Below are 19401 nucleotides of genomic sequence, written 5' to 3'. Positions count from 1 at the left end.
GCAACGCAACGATGTCGTTCGAGTATAAGGAGCCTGGCCGCTGACGGCTTTCAGCTATGGGACCCCGATTTGTATAAAAGGCTGTAAAACGTGGCTATAGACGTTCTTCGCGCGGGGTGGCACCGAAGTGGTTGCGGTAGGCGGTGGAGAAGTGCGCAGGTGAGGAGAAACCGGTCTTCATGGCGATCTCACCGGCGGGCAGGTCGCTCTCGCGCAGCAGACGCCGCGCCTCCTTCAGGCGCAGGTCCAGGTAGTAGCGGCCGGGCACGGCCTGGAGGTACTTCTTGAACAGGCGCTCGAGCTGACGGCGCGAGATGCCCAGATGCTCGGCCAGCTCGTGGGTGGTGAGCGGCTCCTCGATATTGGCCTCCATCAGCATCACGGCATCTACCAGCGGTGCCGGGGCATGCCCCAGCCGGGCGCGCAGCGGTACCTGCTGCGGCTCATCGGCCATGCGCACCCGCTCCAGCACGAAGTGCTCGGAGACGCGCTCGGCCAGCTCGCTGCCGTGATGGGTGGCAATCAGGGTAAGCATCATGTCCATCGCCGCCGTGCCACCGCCGCAGGTGAGGCGGTTGCGGTCGATCTCGAACAGCTGCTGGGTGAGCCGAACGCGCGGAAAGTCGCGAGTGAAAGCGGCGAAGCGCTGCCACGGCAGGGTGGCGCGGTAACCGTCCAGTACGCCGGCACGCGCCAGCAGTTCGGTGCCGCCGCCGACCCCGGCCAGCACCACACCGCTTCGCCCCAGCAGGCGCAAGCCCCCCAGCACGCCACTCTCGTGCATGGAGGGCAACGGGCTCGGCGCGCAGACGACCAGCATATCCAGCTCGGTCGAGGCAAGTTCGAAGGGGGTGCAGGCCACCTGGCTGATATCGGCCATGCTGACGACCTCGCTGCCTTCGGGCGCAAACGCCTGCAGGCGATAGAGCCGCCTGCCAGCCAACTGATTGACCACCATCAGCGGCTCCAGGGCACAGGCCTGGGCCAGCAGCGAGAAGCCCGGCAGCGTCAGCACGCCGACCCAACGGGGCGAAGGCTCACGGGAAGCGATGGAGGAAGTATCGGGCATGCCACAGCGCCATTGCCGGAACGAAGCTGAAATGGTACTCGATCGGCAGCGTTGGCAATAGCTGAGCCGGCCCGCCCCAGTCGTACGCCGGGGAGGGTCGGCAATGGAGAATTAGCCCCCGATTATCCCCGGGAGCAGCACGAAGAGCAGGATACCAGCCACCAGGATCGCTACGCCCAGCACCAGCCAGTGCGCGCCCCGCGGCGGCCGCTTGGCCTCGGGCTGTTCGGCATCGGGTTCGGGGTGCGCGAAATCCTCGGGCAGCCGCTCCTCCATCATGTGCTGTTTCTTTTCCTCCGGTGTCTTGCTCTCCCTGGTATCCATGGCGCATCTCCTTTGACGCTGGATTCGCCCGCCATGGATGGGTGACCCTATGGCGGGCCTATAAATTCACGACATCGAAGTTAACGTCCGGGTTCACGTCGGCCTCATAGTCGACATCGTCGCGCTCGAACCCGAACAGCTTCAGGAAGTCGTGCTTGTAACCAGCATAGTCGGTGATCTGGAACAGGTTCTCGGTGGTCACCTGCGGCCACAGGTCCTTGCACGCCTGCTGCACGTCATCACGCAGCTCCCAGTCGTCCAGGCGCAGGCGGCCGGCTTCGTCGGTCGTCATCTCTCCGCCGTAGAGCCGTTCGCCGAACAGTCGGTTGAGCTGGTCGATGGTGCCTTCGTGCAGGCCCTTCTCCTTCATCACCTTGTAGACCATGGCGATATACAGCGGCATGACCGGGATGGCGGCACTGGCCTGGGTCACCACCGACTTGAGCACCGCCACGTTGGCGCCACCGCCGGTGGCCTTGAGCCTGGCGTCGATCTCACCGGCGGCGCGGTCGAGATCCTCCTTGGCCTTGCCCAGCGCACCGTGCCAGTAGATCGGCCAGGTGATCTCGGTGCCGATGTAGCTGAACGCCACGCTGCGCGCACCCGGGGCCAGCACGCCGGCACGGTCCAGGGCGTCGATCCACAGTTCCCAGTCCTCGCCGCCCATCACCGCCTTGGTGTCCTCGATCTCCTGCTCGGTGGCGGGCTCGACCTCGGCTTCGATGATGGTGTCCTTGTTGGTGTCGATGGCCGTGGCACGGTAGGTTTCGCCGATCGGCTTGAGCGCGGAGCGCTTCAGCTCACCGCTGTCGGGCAGCTTGCGTACCGGCGAGGCCAGCGAATAGACCACCAGATCGATCTGGCCCATGTCCTGCTTGATCAGCTCGATGGCCTTTTCACGCGCTTCGTGAGAGAAGGCATCGCCGTTGATCGACTTGCTGTAGAGCCCCTCGGCCTTGGCGAACTTGTCGAAGGCGGCGGCGTTGTACCAGCCTGCGGTGCCTGGCTTCTTCTCGCTGCCGGGCTTCTCGAAGAACACGCCCAGGGTATCGGCGCCATAGCCGAACGCCGCGGTGACGCGTGCCGCCAGGCCATAGCCGCTCGAGGCGCCGACCACCAATACCTTCTTCGGCCCGTTGGCCTTGTCGAACTGGCGAGCGCGGGTCGCCTCGATCTGCTCGAGCACGTTCTTCTCGCAACCGACCGGATGGGTAGTGGTACAGATGAAACCGCGAACCTTGGGTTTGATGATCACGACAGACCTCGTTGTTGGTGGTGCAGCGCCGCGCAGGACGCCGGATCGATACGAATGGACAGTGGCGACATTCTAGCGGCCACGCATGCGTCTGTCCGCTCTTGAGCGATGGTGACGTCTAGGGCACGATGCAACCCCGGCAATGCCATGGCAGGAGGTGGGTATGAACGCACAGGCGCTAGTGGACGAGCGCGGCGAGCTGTGGCTGGCACTGGCCCCACTGTGGCTGGACCGCGAGCCCAGCGAGCGCGAGTACGCGCATATGGTGGAAGTGATCCAGCGCCACGAGCTGACGCTGCACGAGCTGGAGTGGATCTTTCGCCTCGAACTGGCCCCGGTGCTGGCGCGCAACCAGATGTCGATCGCCGGCAAGTGGCGCGAGTTCGACGACTATCGGCTGATGCAACAACTGGTGGCTCACAACCTGAGGCTCACGGGCTGGCGTCGCAAGAGCTGGGCGCTGTTCTCGGGGCTGACCACGATGATGACCCGGCACCGCTGGAACGAGCTGATGGCCCGGGTGATGATGGAGCGCGGGGAGTCGCCTCACTCCTGATACCGACCTGAACTAGAGCTGGAACTTCTCGTCGAGGGCCTCTTCCAGCGCCAGCTCCAGTTCCTGACCGCTCGCGCGCGGCGAGAAGCGTTGAATCACCCGGCCATCCCGGGCCACCAGGAACTTGGTGAAGTTCCACTTGATCATCCCGGTGTGCATCACTCCCGGTGCCTTGCGCTTGAGCTCGACGAACAGCGGATGCGCCCCGGTGCCGTTTACCCGCACTTTTTCCATGACCGGAAACGTCACACCGTACTGGCTCGTGCTGAAGGCACAGAAGTCCAGCGCGGTCTCAGGTGACTGGCGGGCGAACTGGTTGCACGGAAAGGCCAGCACGGTGAAACCGCGGTCGCGATGGCGGCGGTAAAGACGCTCCAGCTCACCGAGCTGGGGCGTGAAGCCACAGCGGCTGGCTACGTTCACGATCAATAGCACCTGTCCCTGCAGGGCACGCAGGTTGAAGGGCTCGCCGCGAAAGGTACGGCATTCGTGCTCGTGGATGGCCATGTCTCGCCTGCCTCGCTGTCACCTCTCACCACGCCACGTTTCACACGTAGCACTCCTCAGCGCACCGAGGCAACCTTTCCTGGGTCAGCCCAAGCCAGGCTTTCTTCGCACGCTGGCTTCAAGCCTACCGAGAAGCGGCTGCGCCGTCACGCCTTGGGCGCGTTGACCACTCCCGCGCGACTGGTCATGCTGAATGGACAGCAACACCGAGGACAGGTGCCATGCGCGACAATGCTCCCCGTAGCCGCCTGGCCACCCACGAAGTGGTCAACCAGCCCGATACGCCCGGCGACCGGGACTTCTTCGCCTCCGACTTGCCGCTGCGAGAAGCGCTGGAGCGCGAAGCCCCGGCCTGGGTGGCCGAACGCCTGGCGCCGCTGGGCCGAGAAGCGGGCAGCGCTCGCGTGCAGGAGCTCGGCGAGCTCGCCAACCGCCACCCACCGGAGCTGCGCCTGTTCGACCGCCACGGCCGGCGGCTGGACGAGGTGCGCTATCACCCCGCCTACCATGAGCTGATGCGCCTGGCCCTGGAAGGCGGCTGGCATGCCGTGGCCTGGCAGGAGGAGGGCCGCGGCGGGCACCAGGCGCATATCGCCGCTCTCTATCTGCTGACCCAGGCCGAACCGGGCTTCTGCTGCCCGGTGACGATGACCCACGCCGCCATGCCGGTGCTACGTCGCAACCGTGCCATCGAAGCCGAGTGGGCCCCAGGTCTGCTGGCCAACGTCTACGACCCTCGCCCACTGCCGCCGGCCAACAAGCATGGCCTCACTTTCGGCATGGCCATGACCGAGAAGCAGGGTGGCAGCGACGTGCGCCGCAACACCACCCGCGCCGAACGCGACGGCGAAGGCTGGCGGCTTACCGGTCACAAGTGGTTCTGCAGCGCGCCGATGTCGGATGCCTTCCTTACCCTGGCCCAGACCGACAACGGCCTCTCCTGCTTCCTGGCGCCGCGCTTTACACCGGACGGCGAGCGCAACGCCATCGAGATCCAGCGGCTCAAGGAGAAGTGCGGCAACCGCGCCAACGCCTCGGCCGAGATCGAGTACCGCGGTGCCTGGGCCGCATTGGTCGGCGAACCGGGCCGTGGCGTAGCCACCATCATCGACATGGTGCAGCAGACCCGCCTGGATGCTGCCACCGCGCCGGTGGGCATGATGCGTCAGGCGCTTGCCGAGGCGTGGGGGCATGTGCGCCAGCGTCAGGCCTTCGACCGCAAGCTCGCCGAACAGCCGCTGATGCAGGCGGTGATCGCCGACCTGGCGCTGGAGGTGGAAGCCGGCCTGGCCCTGACCCTGCGCGCCGCCCGCGCCTTCGACGGCGATGCCCGCGGCGAGGCCCACGAGACAGCCCTGGCGCGGGTGCTGCCCACCCTGGCCAAGTACTGGCACAACAAGCGCGGCCCCGGCTTCATGGCCGAGGCCATGGAGTGCCTGGGCGGCATCGGCTACGTGGAGGAGACGCCGCTGGCACGGCTCTACCGCGAGGCGCCGGTGAATTCCATCTGGGAGGGTTCGGGCAACGTGATCTGCCTGGACCTGCTGCGAGTGCTGGCGCGTCATCCCGAATCGATCGCCGCCCTGCGCGACGAACTACGCGCGGCTCAAGGCTTGCAGCAGGACCTCGACCTGGCCCTGGCCGGGCTCGAGCGCGATCTGGCGCTGCCCGCCGAGGAGCTCGAGCCGCGTGCCCGCTGGCTGGCCCAACGCCTGGCCCAGAGCCTGCAAGCCGCGCTGCTGCTGCGCCACGCGCCGAGCGAGGTCGCCGAGACCTTCTGCCGCTCGCGCCTCGGCGTAGAGGCGAGCCCCGTCTACGGCGTGCTGCCGGCCGGCACGCCGCTGGCGGCGATTCTGGCGCGGATCGGTGACTGATCGGAGGCCAACATCGGGATCTCATCGGCCGGTACCGGCCGCGACAGGCCAAAGCCCTGTACGTGAGTGCAGCCGAAGCGGGTCAGCGTGGGCAGGCAGTCGAGCTGCTCGACGCCTTCGGCCACGACCCGAATGCCCAAGCGGCGGCCGAGCAGCGCGATGGCCTCGACGATCGCCGCGTCCTGGCTGTCCTGCTGCAGGTGACGAATGAAGCTGCGGTCGATCTTGAGCTCGCTGATGGGCAACATCTGCAAGCGCGAGAGCGACGAGAAACCGACCCCGAAATCGTCCACCGCCACCTCCATGCCACTGAGGTGCAGCCGCGCGGCGATCTCCGAACCCAGCAGCTCGTCGTCCATTGCCGCCGTTTCGGTAATCTCCAGCACTACCAGGGGTGAGTCGGCCGGGGCCAGTTGGCGGGTCAGCGCCGGCAGCTGCGACGCCATCAGGTCTTCGGCGGTGACGTTGACCGATAGTGACAGCAGCACGCCCTGCTCGCGCCAGCGCTGGGCATCGGACAGCGCCTGCTCGAGCACATGGCAGGTCAGGCGCCGACTCTGGGCGGACGTAAGCATAGGGAGGAAACTGGCCGGGCCGATCAGTCCGATCACGGGATGCGCCCAGCGCACCAGCGCCTCGACGCCGCTCAGGCGGCCGCTGGCCAGTTCGAACTGTGGCTGGTAGTGCACGGTGAGCTCGCGGCGCTGAAGCGCCGTCTCCAGCTCATCGGCAGAGAAGAAAGGGCTGTCCTCGGGCACGATGGTCGGCTTGCACCCGGGGCTCAGCCGCTCCAGGCGCTGCCTGAGTTCGGCCAGGCGCATCGGTTTGTCCAGCGAGCCGAGCATCTGCAGCCCCAGGGTATGGCCGACCCGCTCGGCAATGCGCGAGATCTTGCGCTCGACACCACCGAGCAGCAGCACCCAGCCGGCGAAGCGCTGCTCGGCCAGCAGCCGCAGCAGCTCGATGCCGTCCGGGTCGCCGAACTCGAGCCCCATGATCACCAACTGCGGCGAGCACTCGTCGAGCTCCGCCAGCAAGGCATCTGCCCGGCGATAACAGCGGCTCTCCAGACCCAGCACGTGCAGCTGTAGCGACAAGACCGCTACCACGTCGGGATCCTCGTCGAGCACCATCGCCAGGGCTCGCTCTTCTTCTTCGAATTCCGCTAAGAGGTTCATCAGGGGGATCCCGCTCACGAATTATCCTGAGGCTAACATCATCCCTGACGACCAGCCGGCTAGATTGTCAACGCTGCCCCTCAGCCGAGGGGGCCGATCACCACCCGCAGCGCAAGCGCCAGCAGCATCACGCCGGTAATACGATGAATCCAGTGCGCACGCAGTTGCAGCCAGGGCAGCACGCGCGAATGGGTCAACGACACCGCCACCAGCACGTACCAACCGCCATCGATGATCATTGCCGTCAACACGATGATCGCCTTGGCGGCGAGCGACATCTCCGGGGTGACGAACTGGCTGAGCAGCGCGACGAAGAACAGGATCAGCTTGGGGTTGCCCAGCGCCACCAGCATGCCCTCACGGGCCGCCTGGCGCCGAGTGGTGGCAACGCCGGCCGCTTCCAGCGCTGCCGCCCTGCCGGCACGCAGCGCCTTGACGCCGAGCCAGGCCAGGTAAGCCGCTCCCCCCCAGGTGATGAGCTGGAACAGCGTAGGAAAGCGCACGATCAACGCTCCCAGCCCCAGCACCGTGAGCAGGGCATAGAATCCCACCCCCAGGGCGTGGGAGAGCGCCGCCACGATGCCTGGCGTGCGTCCGCCACCGAGCGTATGCCGCAGCACCAGAGCCAGGCTAGGCCCCGGCGACATCGCACCCATGGCACACACGGCCACCAGCGACATCCAGAGTGAAAGCGGCATCCCCTGCTCCTTTTCGATGTTTAGGGCGACGATGTTTACGGACGGCGCGTCATCTCAACGGTGGAACTGACCTTCCCGCTCAGGCTGCCATAGGATCGCATCGACGCGAAGTCGTGCTCCGCCGCCATCCGGTAACGGCCAGTCGATCTCGTCACCGATGCGCAGGCCAATGAGTCCGGCTCCAATGGGCGCCATCACCGAGATGCCGTCTTCGGTAGCCGCCAGCGCATGGGGGTAGACCAGCGTGCGTATCATCTGGCGGTTGCGTGTCAGATCGGTGAATTGCACCTGGCTGTTCATGCTGACCACGTCTGCCGGGATCTCTTCGGGGTCGATCACCTCGCCGCGCTCGAGCTCCTCTTCCAGGCAGTCGGCAACGAAGCGATCCTTGTCGTCGGCGTGGTCGATCAGGCGCTGCAGCCGCTCCGCATCCAGACGATTGATGATAAGGGGGGGACGGGACGACATACGACCTCCTTGGCACCGACAGCGAAGTGTGCTGTCGGCCATGCAACGAAAACAGCCCTTCGCCCCGGCGGGGAGAAGGACTGTGGCTCTCACCATGATAAGCCCTAGCCTGGGGAATGTCAGGCCCGCCTGAAGCTCCTAGGGTTTTGGTTGCCGCTTCGACGTCGCCAGCAGCACCCCGGCCAGCGCGACAAGCACAACGCCGACGAAAGCCCCCGGACTTTGCTGCTGCCAGCCAAACAGCGCCAGCACGACGCCCAGGACACCGAGCGCCCAGGCAAACCGCTTCACACCCATATCGCCACCTCTCTGGATTTTATTCGCTCAGCATGCAGCGGACGGAGAGGTACATCAAGAGAACGGCACATAGCACGACCGGCACCCAAGGCCCGCAGCGAAAGCGCGAACGTGCCGGTAAGCTACGCTGTCAAAACGGTAGGCAAGGAACCACAGGAACGATCTCTCATGAAGCTACACGACACCCACCGTGACGATGTCGGGTCGGGCGCCATCATGGGCACCCTCGAGGAGAACGAGGCCCACTATTCCGAAGAGGGCTTCTGGGACAAGGTCGCCCATAGCGCCCGCCGGGCGGGCAGGAAGACCCTCGAGCCCGCGCTGAGGATGTACTACGCCGCGCAGGACCCCAACACGCCGCTCTGGGCGAAGACCACCATCTATGGCGCGCTGGGGTATTTCATCTCACCCATCGACGCCATCCCCGACCTTACCCCCTTTCTCGGCTACACCGATGACATGGGCGTGCTGGCCGGCGCACTCGCCATCGTCGCCGCCCGCATCAACGACAAGCACCGGGAGCAGGCCAAGGCCACGCTGACCCGGTGGTTCGGGTAGGATTCAGCCCCCTGCACCGACTGCAGGAGAGGCCATAAACGCAAACAGCCGCTTATAAGCGGCTGTTTTTCAATGACTTCTCTATCAGTGGTACCGGCGGTCGGACTCGAACCGACAAGGGCTTGCACCCGGCGGATTTTGAATCCGCTGCGTCTACCAATTCCGCCACGCCGGCAGCGCCGAGCATTATACGTGGCCGGTGCGGCAGGTCAATCGCCAGGCCTGACGCGAGAGACGATTTTCGGTATCCTTGCCGGCTGTTTCGGCGGCTCGCGAGCCGCCGTGCACGAATTCTCTCGATGACCAATGCGGACCCGACCTGCATGCAGCGCGCCGACTTCCATTACGAGCTCCCCGAGGAGCTGATCGCCCGCTATCCGTCCGAACGGCGCAGCGACTGTCGCCTGCTGTGCGTCAACGGCGAGAGCGGCGAGCTGGCCCATCGCCGCTTCACCGACCTGGTGGAGCTGCTCGAGCCGGGCGATCTGCTGGTGTTCAACGACACCCGGGTGATTCCGGCACGCCTGCACGGCCACAAGGCCAGCGGTGGCAAGGTGGAGATGCTGCTGGAGCGCCCGCTGGACGCCCACCGCGGGCTGGCCCATATCCGCTCCAGCAAGTCGCCCAAGCCGGGCACCGAGCTGATCTTCGAGGGCGATATCCGCGCCGTGGTCGAGGGCCGTCGCGAGGCGCTGTTCGAGCTGCGCTTTCTCGGCGAGACGCCGCTGATCGAGCTGCTCGAGCGCCACGGTCACATGCCGCTGCCGCCCTACATCGACCGCGCCGACGAACTCGCCGACCGCGACCGCTACCAGACCGTCTATGCCCGTCGTGACGGCGCCGTGGCCGCCCCCACCGCCGGACTGCACTTCGACGAACCGCTGCTGGAACGGCTGGCGGCGAAAGGCGTCGAAAGCGCCTTCGTCACCCTGCACGTGGGTGCCGGCACCTTCCAGCCGGTGCGTGCCGACGACATCCGCGAGCACCAGATGCACAGCGAATGGATCGAGGTGAACGAAGCGGCCTGTGACAAGGTGCGCGCGGCCAAGGCCGCGGGACGCCGCGTGATCGCGGTGGGCACCACCAGCGTGCGCTGCCTGGAGAGTGCCTGTGCGTCGAGCGCGGACGGCGAGATCGCCCCGTTCAGCGGCGAGACCGATATCTTCATCTATCCCGGCTACGCGTGGCGCTGCGTGGATGCGCTGATCACCAACTTCCACCTGCCAGAGTCGACCCTGCTGATGCTGGTCTCCTCCTTCGCCGGGTATGAGGCCACCATGGCGGCCTATCGCGAAGCCGTGGCCGAGCGCTACGCCTTCTTCAGCTATGGCGACGCGATGTTCCTGACCCACAAGCGCTCCTGAACCCCAAGAATAGCTGACCCGCGAGACGTCCTGCGTTGCGACGTCTTGCCGTAAAGAAGAGATGTCAATGCGAAACGAATGCTTCATGTCCTTCGAGCGACTGGCCAGCGACGGCCGGGCCCGCCGCGGTCGCCTCACCTTCCCTCGCGGCACGGTGGAGACGCCGGCCTTCATGCCGGTGGGCACCTACGGCACGGTCAAGGGCATGACGCCCGCCTCGGTGGAGGAAATCGGTGCCGAGATCATCCTAGGCAATACCTTTCACCTGTGGCTGCGCCCCGGCACCGAGGTGATCGAAGCCCACGGTGACCTGCATGACTTCGCCCAGTGGCACAAGCCGATCCTCACCGATTCCGGCGGTTTTCAGGTCTTCTCGCTGGGCGAAATGCGCAAGATCACCGAGCAGGGCGTGCACTTCCGCTCGCCGGTAGACGGCGCCAAGGTGTTCATGGGGCCGGAGGAGTCAATGGCGGTGCAGCGTTCGCTGGGCTCCGACGTGGTGATGATCTTCGACGAGTGCACCCCCTACCCGGCCACCGAGAAGGAGGCGGAGCTCTCCATGGAACGCTCGCTGCGTTGGGCCCAGCGCTCCCGCGATGCCCATGGCGACTCCCCCTCGGCACTGTTCGGCATCATCCAGGGCGGCATGTATCCCGAACTGCGCCGCCGCTCGCTGGATGGCCTGCTGGAGATCGGCTTCGACGGCCTGGCCATCGGCGGCCTCTCGGTGGGCGAGCCGAAGGAAGAGATGATCCGGGTGCTCGACTATCTGCCGCAATGGATGCCCGAAGAGACCCCGCGCTACCTGATGGGCGTGGGCAAGCCGGAGGATCTGGTGGAAGGCGTGCGCCGCGGCGTCGACATGTTCGACTGCGTGATGCCCACCCGCAACGCCCGCAACGGCCACCTGTTCACCGCCGAAGGCACGATCAAGATCCGCAACGCCAAGCACCGCCACGACACCCGCCCGCTGGAGGAGGGGTGCGACTGCTACACCTGCCAGCATTTCTCGCGCAGCTACCTGCACCACCTGGACCGCTGCGGCGAAATGCTCGGCTCGATGCTCAATACGATCCACAACTTGCGCTATTATCAGCGCCTGATGGCCGGTTTGCGCGGTGCCATCGAAGCGGGTACATTGGCTGACTTCGTGACAGGCTACTATGCGCAGCGGGGGCTGCCGGTACCCGACGCACCAGATTGACCGCCGGCCGGTGGCGTCAGGCCAGGCGCCACCGGCCGTCATCAGCTGCTTACTTCATTCGCGACCCAACTTACCTTCTTTCAGGAGAGACGCTTCTCATGCTGGACTTCTTCATCTCCCCGGCCATGGCCCAGGACGCCGGCGCCGCAGGTGGCGGCATCGCCCAGATCGTCATGCTGGTCGGCTTCGTGCTGATCTTCTACTTCCTGCTGTGGCGCCCCCAATCCAAGCGTGCCAAGCAGCACCGCGAGCTGGTCGGCGGCCTGTCCAAGGGCGACGAAGTGGTGATCGGTGGCGGCCTGGTGGGTCGCATCACCAAGGTGGGCGACGAGTTCCTCACCCTGGAGATCGCCGACAACATCGAAGTCAACGTACAGAAGAGTGCCGTGGCCAACGTGTTGCCCAAGGGCACCATCAAGTCCATCTGACGTCGATGCTCCTCGCCCTTGCCGATGGCTCTTCCGAGCCTGGTGACGGCGAGGGTCGCATGGCGGCCGGCTGCCCTGTCCTCGCGGATCGGGGATCCGGCCGCACTGCCGTCCTGTAGCCTTCTTTACGCAACCTAGGCAGGGCTCCCATGCTCAACCGTTATCCCCTATGGAAGTATCTGCTGATACTCATCGTGCTGCTCGGCGGCCTGATCTACTCGCTACCCAACCTCTTTCCCGAGGATCCCGCGGTTCAGATCAGCAGCGCCCAGGGCGATAGCACCCTCGATGAGGCACAGCTCGAGCGCGTCCAGCAGTCCCTCCGCGATGCCGGCATCGACATCAAGGCCATCGAGCGCGAAGAAACCAGCGTGCTGATTCGCCTCAACGATCCCGACCATCAGCTGCGCACTCGCGACCTGGTCGCCGAGCAGCTCGGCGACGGCTTCGTGGTGGCGCTAAACCTCGCCGAATCCACCCCAACCTGGCTGCAGGGCCTGGCCGCCTCGCCGATGACCCTGGGCCTGGACCTGCGCGGCGGCGTGCATTTCCTGCTCGAGGTCGACATGGACGCGGCGGTGACCCAACGCCTGGAGGTCAACGCCAGCGCCATGCGCGAACAGCTGCGCAGCGAGCGTATCCGCTATCGGGGCACCGATATCGAGGACCGCACCCTGACCATCACCTTCGCCAGCGAAGAGGATCGCGACAGCGCACGCCGGCTGATCAGCCGCGAGTTCCGCGATTTCGACTATGCCAGCGAGCAGGAAGGTCGCGCTTCGCTGCTGATCATGACGCTGACCGAGCAGGCAGTGGCCGAGATCCAGGACTACGCCATCAACCAGAACCTCACTACCCTGCGCAACCGGGTGGACGAGCTGGGCGTGGCCGAACCGATGGTGCAGCGCCAGGGTCCGGACCGCATCGTGGTCGAGCTGCCCGGCGTACAGGACACCGTGGCCGCCAAGCGCGTGGTGGGCGCTACCGCCAACCTCGAGTTCCGCCTCGAGGCGCGCCCGGACACCCCGGACGCGGAGACCGAGTCCTTCGCCTTCCGCAACAATCCCAATCGCACCGCCGACCTGATGCGCGACGTGATCATCACCGGCGACAGCGTCTCCAGCGCCAACCACAGCTTCGACGAGAACGGCCGGCCCCAGGTCAACATCAATCTGGACGGTACCGGCGGCACGCTGATGAACCGAGCCACCCGCACCAATATCGGACGCAACATGGCGGTGCTGTTCATCGAGCACAAGTCTCGCGACCGGGTGGTGATGGAGGATGGCGAAGAGGTGACGGTTCGCGAACCCTACACCGAACGCGGCCTGATCAGCCTCGCCACCATCCAGAGCGCACTGGGCAACAGCTTCCGCATCACCGGGCTCGATTCGCCCACCGAGGCAGCCGAGCTGGCCCTGCTGCTGCGCTCCGGCTCGCTGGCGGCACCGATCTACTTCGTTCAGGAGCGCACCATCGGCCCGAGCCTCGGCGCCGAGAACATCGAGCGCGGCTTGATGTCGGTGCAGATCGGCCTGCTGCTGGTGGTGCTGTTCATGCTGATTCGCTACAAGGTGTTCGGCGTCTTCGCCAACCTGGCGCTGGCCTTGAACCTGACCTTGCTGATCGCGGCGATGTCACTGCTCGGTGCCACCCTGACGCTGCCCGGCATCGCCGGCATCGTGCTGACGCTGGGCATGGCGGTGGACGCCAACGTGCTGATCTTCGAACGCATACGCGAGGAGCTGCGTGGCGGGCTGTCGGTCCAGCAGGCCATCCATGCCGGCTACGAGCGAGCCTTCAGCTCCATCGTCGACGCCAATATCACCACCCTGCTGGTGGCGATCATTCTGTTCTCGATCGGCACCGGCCCGGTCAAGGGCTTCGCCGTGACCCTGTCGCTGGGGATCCTCACTTCGCTGTTCACCGCCCTGATGGTGACACGCGCGATGGTGAACCTCGCCTACGGCGGCAAGCCGGTCAAGAAGCTCTGGATCTAAGGCTCACCAACTTGAGGTGGTTATGAAGACCCTCGTCAACCGTCAGTTCGACTTCATGGGCAAGCGCCGGATCGCTTTTATCATTTCCGGCCTGATGATCCTGGTGTCGATCGCTTCGCTGCTGTTCCAGCAGCTCAACTTGGGGCTGGACTTCACCGGCGGCACCCTGGTCGAGGTGCGCTACGCCGTGGCGCCCTCGCTCGACGCGGTGCGCCAGACCCTCGAGGGCTCGGGCTTCCGCGACGTCTCTGTACAGACCTTCGGCGCCTCCACCGAGGTGCTGATCCGCCTGCAGCAGGCCTTCGACCCCGAGGTGGGTGACCGGGTGGTGTCGCTGCTGCGCGAGGGCGGCGACCGGGTGGAGCTGGTGCGCGCCGAGTTCGTCGGCGCCCAGGTCGGCGAACAGCTGCGCGACCAGAGCGGCCTTGGCCTGCTGGTGGCGCTGGGAGTGGTGATGCTCTACGTCGCCTTCCGCTTCCAGTACAAGTTCGCCATCGGCGCGCTGCTGGCGCTGATGCACGACGTCATCATCGTGGTCGGCGTCTTCTCACTGTTCCAACTGGAATTCGACCTCACCGTGCTCGCCGCGCTGCTGGCGGTGATCGGCTACTCGCTCAACGACACCATCGTCGTCTACGACCGCATCCGCGAGACGATCCGCACTTCGCGCATCGACGACATGCCGGCGATCTTCAACGAAGCGATCAACCTCACCCTGTCGCGCACGCTGGCGACCTCCGGCACCACCCTGCTGGTATTGCTGGCGCTGCTGATCCTCGGCGGCGACATGATCCATTACTTCTCCATCGCCCTGATCCTCGGCATCGTGGTAGGCACCTTCTCCTCCGTTTACGTGGCAGCCGCCCTGCTGTTGACCGTGCACCTGGAACGCAAGGACCTGATACCGCCGAAGAAAGAGGTGGACGCGGAGGAAGAGCAGTTGCCCTAGGAAAGGCACCCATGACGTCTGCGCTCGGTATCTTGGGCGCAGCGGTGCCCTGAAACGAAACCGCCCCCGCAGCGCTGCTGCGGGGGCGGTTTCGTTGCGGGCTGTATCGAGGCTTAAAAGTGGGGCTTGAGCTGCTGCACCAAAGCCTTGTACAGGCGCGGGCCGGCGGCCATCAGTTGCCCTGCGGTATCCACGCCGGGCTGGCCATCGGGCGTTCCCATCAGCGCTCCGGCTTCCTTGAGCAGCAGGCTGCCGACCAGGCGGTCCTGTTCCTCCAGCCCCAGTACGAAGGCGGCATCGACGCGGCCCGCAGCCAGTTCGGCCATGTCGAGCAGGCCGCTGCCGGTAGCCAGTTGGCTCTCGACCTGAGGGCCGAGCTGCTGGATCAGGGTCAGGTAGGCAGGCAGGTAGCGCGAGCGCTGCTCGCTTTCGGGCAGGCTCATGGCCATGCGCGAACCAAGAATGGCGTTGGACTTGGGCACGCGAATGCGCTTGCCGTTGTGCTGGGCACCGCGGCCACGGCTAGTCAGGTATTCATCGTCGCTGAAGGGGCAGATCACCACCGCATGCTCCGGGCGGCCCTTCACCAGGCATACCACCGACAGGGCAAAGCCGCTACCGGCCACGCCCAGGCTGGAATAGCCGTGGAAGGGCTCGATACGCCATTCGATGTCCTGTCCCTCGCCTTCGCCGGCGCGGTGGGGCGTGAAGCGGCCCACCACCCCATGTTGGGGATAGCCGCGGTTGAGCTGACGCTGGATCAGCGTTTCGGCATTACGAGCAGTGTCCTCGAGCAGGCGCTCGAGGTTGTGTTCCTCGTGAGAATTCTCGATGCGCTCACGAATGCGCAGGAACTGTTCGGCGGCGCTGCGTGTGGCACGCAGGGCAAATTGGACCATCGGATGCATGATCGGGCCTTGGAGCGTCGGTGATGTTAAAGAACAGGCGAGTTCGAACGCGTAGTGCGGGTCGAACGTGGCGTACGGGTCGCACGCATGGCGCGCATCCTAGCAGAATCGCGGCAACTGCGCCATCGCCGCCAGTGGGCATGATAGACTTGCCCTTCCCTGGGTTCCCACGTTTTATCGTCAACGGCAGAGACAGTTCCATGCTCGACCGCATTCGCATCGTGCTGATCGGCACCAGCCATCCCGGCAACATCGGCGCCACCGCTCGCGCCATGCACAACATGGGACTCGGCGATCTGGCCCTGGTCGCGCCGCGCTGCCAGCCGCTGACCAGCGAGAGCATCTCGCGCGCCTCCGGGGCCGATCATATCGTGCATGCTGCGCGCACCGTCGCCACTCTCGAGGAAGCCGTCGCCGACTGCACCCTGGCGGTAGGCGCCAGCGCCCGCTCGCGCACCCTGCCATGGCCGATGATTACCCCTCGCGCCTTGGGCGAGCGCCTGCCACAGGAACTTGCCGGCCCCGAGTCGCGAGTGGCACTGGTGTTCGGCCGTGAGGACAGCGGGCTCTCCAACGCCGAGCTGCAGCGCTGCCATGCCCACGTGCACATCCCCACCAACCCCGACTTCAGCTCGCTCAACCTGGCCGCCGCGGTACAGGTGCTGGCCTACGAGTGCCGCCAGGCCTGGCTCGGCGCCGGCAGCAATGCCGGCGAACAGGAAGCGGAGCCGCACCAGCCGCTGGCGAGTCACGAGGAGCTGGAGCACTACTTCGCTCACCTGGAGCGCACCCTGATCGACATCGGCTTCCACGACCCGGCGCAGCCGCGCCAGCTGATGGCCCGGCTGCGCCGTTTCACCCTGCGCGCCCGCCCCGAGCGCATGGAACTCAACATCCTGCGCGGCATCCTGTCGGCCACGGAGAAGTGCGCCGCCACGCGAGAGGGCGAGCCCCTTGGGGTGAGCGTCCACGGCAAGCAGCGTAACGTCGGCGAGACGGACGACAACGCAACGCATTCGGGGCGCGAGCGGTAAATGCCTTGAACGCTGCCCGTTGCGTCCCCATATGATGCAACTGTCACCTATTGCTTACCCGCCGCCCAGGCCGCCTCACCGCCACCCAAGGACCGCTGCATGTTTCAACGACTGCGCGAGGACATCAATAGCGTATTCGCCCGTGACCCGGCGGCGCGCAACTTTCTGGAAGTGCTGACCAACTATCCGGGGCTGCATGCGCTGCTGCTGCATCGCCTCGCCCATTGGCTGTGGAAGAAGCATCTCAAGTGGCTGGCCCGCACCCTGTCGACCTTCTCGCGTTGGCTCACGGGCATCGAGATCCACCCCGGAGCGAAGATTGGCCGGCGCTTCTTCATCGACCACGGCATGGGCGTGGTGATCGGCGAGACCGCCGAGGTGGGCGATGACGTCACCCTCTACCAGGGCGTGACGCTGGGCGGCACCAGTTGGCACAAGGGCAAGCGCCACCCGACCCTGGGAGATGGCGTCATCGTCGGCGCCGGCGCCAAGATTCTCGGCCCTTTCACCGTCGGCGCCGGGGCCAAGGTCGGTTCCAACGCCGTGGTGACCAAGGAAGTACCCGCCGGCGCCACGGTGGTCGGCATCCCCGGCAAGATCGTCAAGCGAACCGAGCCGGATGCCGCCGAGGCGCTGGAGATCGACCCCGAGCGCCGCGAGGCGATGCGGCGCAAGTTCGGCTTCGATGCCTACGGCGTGAGCGAGGACATGCCCGACCCGGTGGCGCGCTCGATTCAGGCCATGCTCGATCACATGCACGCCGTCGACGGACGCATCGAGCGCATGTGCGGCACCCTGCGCAAGCTCGACGCCAGCTATCGCGAGGGCAAGCTGCCGGAACTGCGCGACGAGGACTTCGCCGACATTCTCTCCGATGTCGACGGCTGTTGCGGCCCCACCGTCGACTCCGACAGCGGACATGACGAGGATCAAGGCGGACAGAACACCCCGCGGGGGAATGGTTGACCTTAACGGTCAGGCTTTACCATAATGGCGAATCGATCCACGGCTCGCCGCTCGCGGCGAGCGCTCGCTGACCTGCCGGCCTTGTCACGAGCCCCGAGACAAGCTTTCCGATGCGCCTGAAGGGCCCGCCATGCGTTTGACCACCAAGGGACGCTACGCCGTCACCGCCATGCTCGACCTGGCCCTGAACGCAGACAAGGGGCCCATCTGCCTGGCCGACATCTCGCGTCGCCAGGAGATATCCCTGCCCTACCTTGAGCAGCTCTTCGCCCGGCTGCGTCGCGCCGGGCTGGTCAACAGCGTTCGCGGCCCAGGCGGCGGCTACCTGCTGGCGCTGCCCGCGGCCGAGATATCGATATCGCGGGTGATCGATGCCGTCGACGAATCCGTGGACGCCACCCGCTGCCAGGGACTCTCGGACTGTCAGCAGGGCGACACCTGCCTGACCCACCATCTATGGTGCGACCTCTCCGAGCAGATCCGCAGCTTCCTCGACGGTATCACCCTCGGCCAGTTGGTCGAGCACGGCGACGTACGCCGCATCGCTGCCCGCCAGCGCAGCCGCCACGAGGACAACACCATCCTGACCTCCTCGGAGATCCCGTGAGCCCATGAGCGCCCTCGTCTATCTCGACTACGCCGCCACTACCCCGGTCGACCCCCGGGTCGCCGACGTAATGCAGCGCTACCTCACGGTGGATGGCACCTACGCCAACCCCGCCTCGCGCAGCCACATGCTCGGCTGGCAGGCGGAACAGGCGGTGGAGAGCGCACGCCGCCAGGTGGCCGACCTGATCGCGGCCGACCCGCGCGAGATCGTCTGGACCAGCGGCGCCACCGAAGCCGACAATCTGGCGCTGATCGGCTTCATGCGCGCCAACCGTGAGCGCGGCCGGCACCTGGTGACATCGATCATCGAGCACAAGGCGGTGGTGGATACCGCCACGGCGCTGGAGAAGGAGGGCTTCGAGGTTACCTGGCTGACGCCTGGCGCCGACGGACGTGTCACACCCGAGCAGTTGCGTGAAGCCATGCGTCCCGACACCGTGCTGGTGTCACTGATGGCGGTGAACAACGAGCTGGGCTGCATCCACGACCTGGCGGCCCTCGCCGAGGTGGCTCACGCCGGCAATGCGACTTTTCATGTCGATGCGGCCCAGGGCGTGGGTCGCATCGATCTCGATGTGGCCCGTCTCGGCATCGATCTGATGTCGCTCTCGGGGCACAAGGCCTACGGCCCCAAGGGCATCGGTGCCCTCTATGTGCGGCGCAGCCCGGACCTGCGCATCGAGCCGTTGATCCACGGTGGCGGGCATGAGCGTGGCATGCGCTCCGGGACCCTGCCCACCCACCAGATCACCGGCATGGGCGAAGCCTTCAGCCTGGCCGCGGCCGAGGGCGAAGCCGACCAGGCGCGTATCCTGGCACTCCGGAACCGCTTGCTCGATGGGTTGTCCGATCTGGACGGCATTCATTGCAACACCGCGGTCGAGGTGGCGGTGCCCAACATTCTCAACCTTGCTTTCGAGGGCGTGGACGGCGAGTCGCTGCTGATGGCACTGCGCAGCATTGCCCTGTCGACCGGATCGGCATGCAACTCCGCCAGCGTCGAGCCATCCTATGTATTGAAGGGTATTGGCGTGCCCAGATCGCTGGCCCTGGCTTCGCTACGCTTCAGCTTCGGCCGTTTTACCACCGAGGCCGATATCGATGCGGCGCTCGACGCCTTGCACCATGCCCTTCCGGGCCTACGCCGCTAGCCAA

Annotated in this window: 21 protein-coding genes and 1 tRNA gene; 12 read left to right on the top strand and 10 right to left on the bottom strand. The window is 65.9% G+C overall.

What is annotated here, in order from left to right:
• Window positions 1-94: 94 nt before the first annotated feature.
• The 3 genes from ACRWQA_RS03125 to fabV all read right to left on the bottom strand — a co-directional run bounded on the left by ACRWQA_RS03125 (window position 95) and on the right by fabV (window position 2648).
• Window positions 95-1069 (bottom strand): GlxA family transcriptional regulator, encoded by a 975-nt coding sequence (locus ACRWQA_RS03125; protein ID WP_263581229.1) that lies wholly within the window; start codon window positions 1067-1069, stop codon window positions 95-97.
• Window positions 1070-1180: 111 nt separating this feature from the next.
• On the bottom strand, window positions 1181-1393 hold the full coding sequence (locus tag ACRWQA_RS03120) for a hypothetical protein (RefSeq protein ID WP_263581230.1): 213 nt from the start codon (window positions 1391-1393) through the stop codon (window positions 1181-1183).
• Between the two features lie 58 nt (window positions 1394-1451).
• Window positions 1452-2648, bottom strand: a complete 1197-nt coding sequence (gene fabV / locus ACRWQA_RS03115; RefSeq protein WP_434227046.1) for an enoyl-ACP reductase FabV — start codon at window positions 2646-2648, stop codon at window positions 1452-1454.
• A 163-nt stretch (window positions 2649-2811) separates the two neighbouring features.
• Here fabV and ACRWQA_RS03110 point away from each other — a divergent pair, with 163 nt between their 5' ends.
• Complete coding sequence (locus ACRWQA_RS03110; RefSeq protein WP_434227044.1) at window positions 2812-3204, top strand: DUF7079 family protein; 393 nt, start codon at window positions 2812-2814, stop codon at window positions 3202-3204.
• A gap of 12 nt (window positions 3205-3216) precedes the next feature.
• On the opposite strand, the gene ACRWQA_RS03105 is transcribed toward ACRWQA_RS03110, so the two are convergent.
• Window positions 3217-3711, bottom strand: coding sequence for a glutathione peroxidase (locus ACRWQA_RS03105; protein ID WP_263581233.1), 495 nt, complete (start codon window positions 3709-3711; stop codon window positions 3217-3219).
• 221 nt (window positions 3712-3932) lie between these two features.
• Here ACRWQA_RS03105 and ACRWQA_RS03100 point away from each other — a divergent pair, with 221 nt between their 5' ends.
• Window positions 3933-5585: an acyl-CoA dehydrogenase family protein gene (locus ACRWQA_RS03100; RefSeq protein ID WP_434227042.1), complete on the top strand. Its 1653-nt coding sequence runs from the start codon at window positions 3933-3935 to the stop codon at window positions 5583-5585.
• On the opposite strand, the gene ACRWQA_RS03095 is transcribed toward ACRWQA_RS03100, so the two are convergent.
• The 4 genes from ACRWQA_RS03095 to ACRWQA_RS03080 all read right to left on the bottom strand — a co-directional run bounded on the left by ACRWQA_RS03095 (window position 5525) and on the right by ACRWQA_RS03080 (window position 8226).
• Window positions 5525-6781, bottom strand: a complete 1257-nt coding sequence (locus ACRWQA_RS03095; RefSeq protein WP_434227040.1) for an EAL domain-containing response regulator — start codon at window positions 6779-6781, stop codon at window positions 5525-5527. The two genes, ACRWQA_RS03100 and ACRWQA_RS03095, sit on opposite strands and share 61 nt — an antisense overlap.
• Window positions 6782-6843: 62 nt before the next feature.
• Entirely contained in the window at window positions 6844-7461 is a 618-nt protein-coding gene (locus tag ACRWQA_RS03090) for a LysE family translocator (protein WP_263581236.1), read from the bottom strand.
• A gap of 54 nt (window positions 7462-7515) precedes the next feature.
• A complete protein-coding gene (gene rnk, locus ACRWQA_RS03085) occupies window positions 7516-7929 on the bottom strand; it encodes a nucleoside diphosphate kinase regulator (RefSeq protein WP_263581237.1) in 414 nt (137 codons plus the stop codon).
• A gap of 138 nt (window positions 7930-8067) precedes the next feature.
• Window positions 8068-8226 carry a hypothetical protein gene (locus ACRWQA_RS03080; protein ID WP_263581238.1) on the bottom strand — a complete coding sequence of 53 codons (159 nt, stop codon included), beginning with the start codon at window positions 8224-8226 and terminating at the stop codon, window positions 8068-8070.
• Between the two features lie 168 nt (window positions 8227-8394).
• On the opposite strand from ACRWQA_RS03080, the gene ACRWQA_RS03075 reads away from it, so the two are divergent.
• Window positions 8395-8784, top strand: coding sequence for a YkvA family protein (locus ACRWQA_RS03075; RefSeq protein ID WP_434227037.1), 390 nt, complete (start codon window positions 8395-8397; stop codon window positions 8782-8784).
• 88 nt (window positions 8785-8872) lie between these two features.
• Here the strand turns inward: ACRWQA_RS03075 and ACRWQA_RS03070 are convergent.
• Window positions 8873-8959: transfer RNA gene (locus ACRWQA_RS03070), tRNA-Leu, on the bottom strand.
• Window positions 8960-9107: 148 nt separating this feature from the next.
• Here ACRWQA_RS03070 and queA point away from each other — a divergent pair.
• The 5 genes from queA to secF all read left to right on the top strand — a co-directional run bounded on the left by queA (window position 9108) and on the right by secF (window position 14729).
• The gene (gene queA / locus ACRWQA_RS03065) at window positions 9108-10148 is read left to right on the top strand and encodes a tRNA preQ1(34) S-adenosylmethionine ribosyltransferase-isomerase QueA (protein WP_434227173.1); all 1041 of its coding nucleotides are present in this window, start codon (window positions 9108-9110) and stop codon (window positions 10146-10148) included.
• 85 nt (window positions 10149-10233) lie between these two features.
• The gene (gene tgt, locus ACRWQA_RS03060; RefSeq protein ID WP_434227035.1) at window positions 10234-11352 is read left to right on the top strand and encodes a tRNA guanosine(34) transglycosylase Tgt; all 1119 of its coding nucleotides are present in this window, start codon (window positions 10234-10236) and stop codon (window positions 11350-11352) included.
• Window positions 11353-11450: 98 nt separating this feature from the next.
• Window positions 11451-11780, top strand: coding sequence for a preprotein translocase subunit YajC (gene yajC / locus ACRWQA_RS03055; protein WP_434227033.1), 330 nt, complete (start codon window positions 11451-11453; stop codon window positions 11778-11780).
• A gap of 149 nt (window positions 11781-11929) precedes the next feature.
• On the top strand, window positions 11930-13780 hold the full coding sequence (gene secD / locus ACRWQA_RS03050; protein WP_434227031.1) for a protein translocase subunit SecD: 1851 nt from the start codon (window positions 11930-11932) through the stop codon (window positions 13778-13780).
• Between the two features lie 22 nt (window positions 13781-13802).
• Entirely contained in the window at window positions 13803-14729 is a 927-nt protein-coding gene (gene secF / locus ACRWQA_RS03045; RefSeq protein WP_434227029.1) for a protein translocase subunit SecF, read from the top strand.
• A 113-nt stretch (window positions 14730-14842) separates the two neighbouring features.
• Here the strand turns inward: secF and ACRWQA_RS03040 are convergent, their stop codons facing one another.
• Entirely contained in the window at window positions 14843-15637 is a 795-nt protein-coding gene (locus tag ACRWQA_RS03040) for an inositol monophosphatase family protein (protein ID WP_263581243.1), read from the bottom strand.
• Between the two features lie 200 nt (window positions 15638-15837).
• On the opposite strand from ACRWQA_RS03040, the gene trmJ reads away from it, so the two are divergent.
• From trmJ to ACRWQA_RS03020, 4 genes are all read left to right on the top strand, one after another.
• Complete coding sequence (trmJ, locus tag ACRWQA_RS03035; protein ID WP_434227027.1) at window positions 15838-16671, top strand: tRNA (cytosine(32)/uridine(32)-2'-O)-methyltransferase TrmJ; 834 nt, start codon at window positions 15838-15840, stop codon at window positions 16669-16671.
• Between the two features lie 99 nt (window positions 16672-16770).
• Window positions 16771-17637: a serine O-acetyltransferase gene (gene cysE, locus ACRWQA_RS03030; protein ID WP_434227025.1), complete on the top strand. Its 867-nt coding sequence runs from the start codon at window positions 16771-16773 to the stop codon at window positions 17635-17637.
• Between the two features lie 130 nt (window positions 17638-17767).
• Window positions 17768-18244, top strand: coding sequence for a Fe-S cluster assembly transcriptional regulator IscR (gene iscR / locus ACRWQA_RS03025; RefSeq protein ID WP_434227023.1), 477 nt, complete (start codon window positions 17768-17770; stop codon window positions 18242-18244).
• 4 nt (window positions 18245-18248) lie between these two features.
• Window positions 18249-19397 (top strand): aminotransferase class V-fold PLP-dependent enzyme, encoded by a 1149-nt coding sequence (locus ACRWQA_RS03020; RefSeq protein WP_434227022.1) that lies wholly within the window; start codon window positions 18249-18251, stop codon window positions 19395-19397.
• The last annotated feature ends 4 nt before the right edge of the window (window positions 19398-19401 follow it).

The organism is Billgrantia sp. C5P2 (genome assembly GCF_051062895.2).
This window is presented reverse-complemented; position numbering and strand designations above follow the sequence as displayed.

Coding starts and splice junctions, on each gene's coding strand:
- ACRWQA_RS03105 (WP_263581233.1), bottom strand. CDS start 3,711: ATGGCCATCCACGAGCACGAATGCCGTACCTTTCGCGGCGAGCCCTTC.
- yajC (WP_434227033.1), top strand. CDS start 11,451: ATGCTGGACTTCTTCATCTCCCCGGCCATGGCCCAGGACGCCGGCGCC.
- trmJ (WP_434227027.1), top strand. CDS start 15,838: ATGCTCGACCGCATTCGCATCGTGCTGATCGGCACCAGCCATCCCGGC.
- tgt (WP_434227035.1), top strand. CDS start 10,234: ATGTCCTTCGAGCGACTGGCCAGCGACGGCCGGGCCCGCCGCGGTCGC.
- ACRWQA_RS03110 (WP_434227044.1), top strand. CDS start 2,812: ATGAACGCACAGGCGCTAGTGGACGAGCGCGGCGAGCTGTGGCTGGCA.
- ACRWQA_RS03020 (WP_434227022.1), top strand. CDS start 18,249: ATGAGCGCCCTCGTCTATCTCGACTACGCCGCCACTACCCCGGTCGAC.
- rnk (WP_263581237.1), bottom strand. CDS start 7,929: ATGTCGTCCCGTCCCCCCCTTATCATCAATCGTCTGGATGCGGAGCGG.
- ACRWQA_RS03125 (WP_263581229.1), bottom strand. CDS start 1,069: ATGCCCGATACTTCCTCCATCGCTTCCCGTGAGCCTTCGCCCCGTTGG.
- ACRWQA_RS03120 (WP_263581230.1), bottom strand. CDS start 1,393: ATGGATACCAGGGAGAGCAAGACACCGGAGGAAAAGAAACAGCACATG.
- secD (WP_434227031.1), top strand. CDS start 11,930: ATGCTCAACCGTTATCCCCTATGGAAGTATCTGCTGATACTCATCGTG.
- ACRWQA_RS03100 (WP_434227042.1), top strand. CDS start 3,933: ATGCGCGACAATGCTCCCCGTAGCCGCCTGGCCACCCACGAAGTGGTC.
- ACRWQA_RS03080 (WP_263581238.1), bottom strand. CDS start 8,226: ATGGGTGTGAAGCGGTTTGCCTGGGCGCTCGGTGTCCTGGGCGTCGTG.
- queA (WP_434227173.1), top strand. CDS start 9,108: ATGCAGCGCGCCGACTTCCATTACGAGCTCCCCGAGGAGCTGATCGCC.
- ACRWQA_RS03075 (WP_434227037.1), top strand. CDS start 8,395: ATGAAGCTACACGACACCCACCGTGACGATGTCGGGTCGGGCGCCATC.
- secF (WP_434227029.1), top strand. CDS start 13,803: ATGAAGACCCTCGTCAACCGTCAGTTCGACTTCATGGGCAAGCGCCGG.
- cysE (WP_434227025.1), top strand. CDS start 16,771: ATGTTTCAACGACTGCGCGAGGACATCAATAGCGTATTCGCCCGTGAC.
- iscR (WP_434227023.1), top strand. CDS start 17,768: ATGCGTTTGACCACCAAGGGACGCTACGCCGTCACCGCCATGCTCGAC.
- ACRWQA_RS03090 (WP_263581236.1), bottom strand. CDS start 7,461: ATGCCGCTTTCACTCTGGATGTCGCTGGTGGCCGTGTGTGCCATGGGT.
- ACRWQA_RS03040 (WP_263581243.1), bottom strand. CDS start 15,637: ATGCATCCGATGGTCCAATTTGCCCTGCGTGCCACACGCAGCGCCGCC.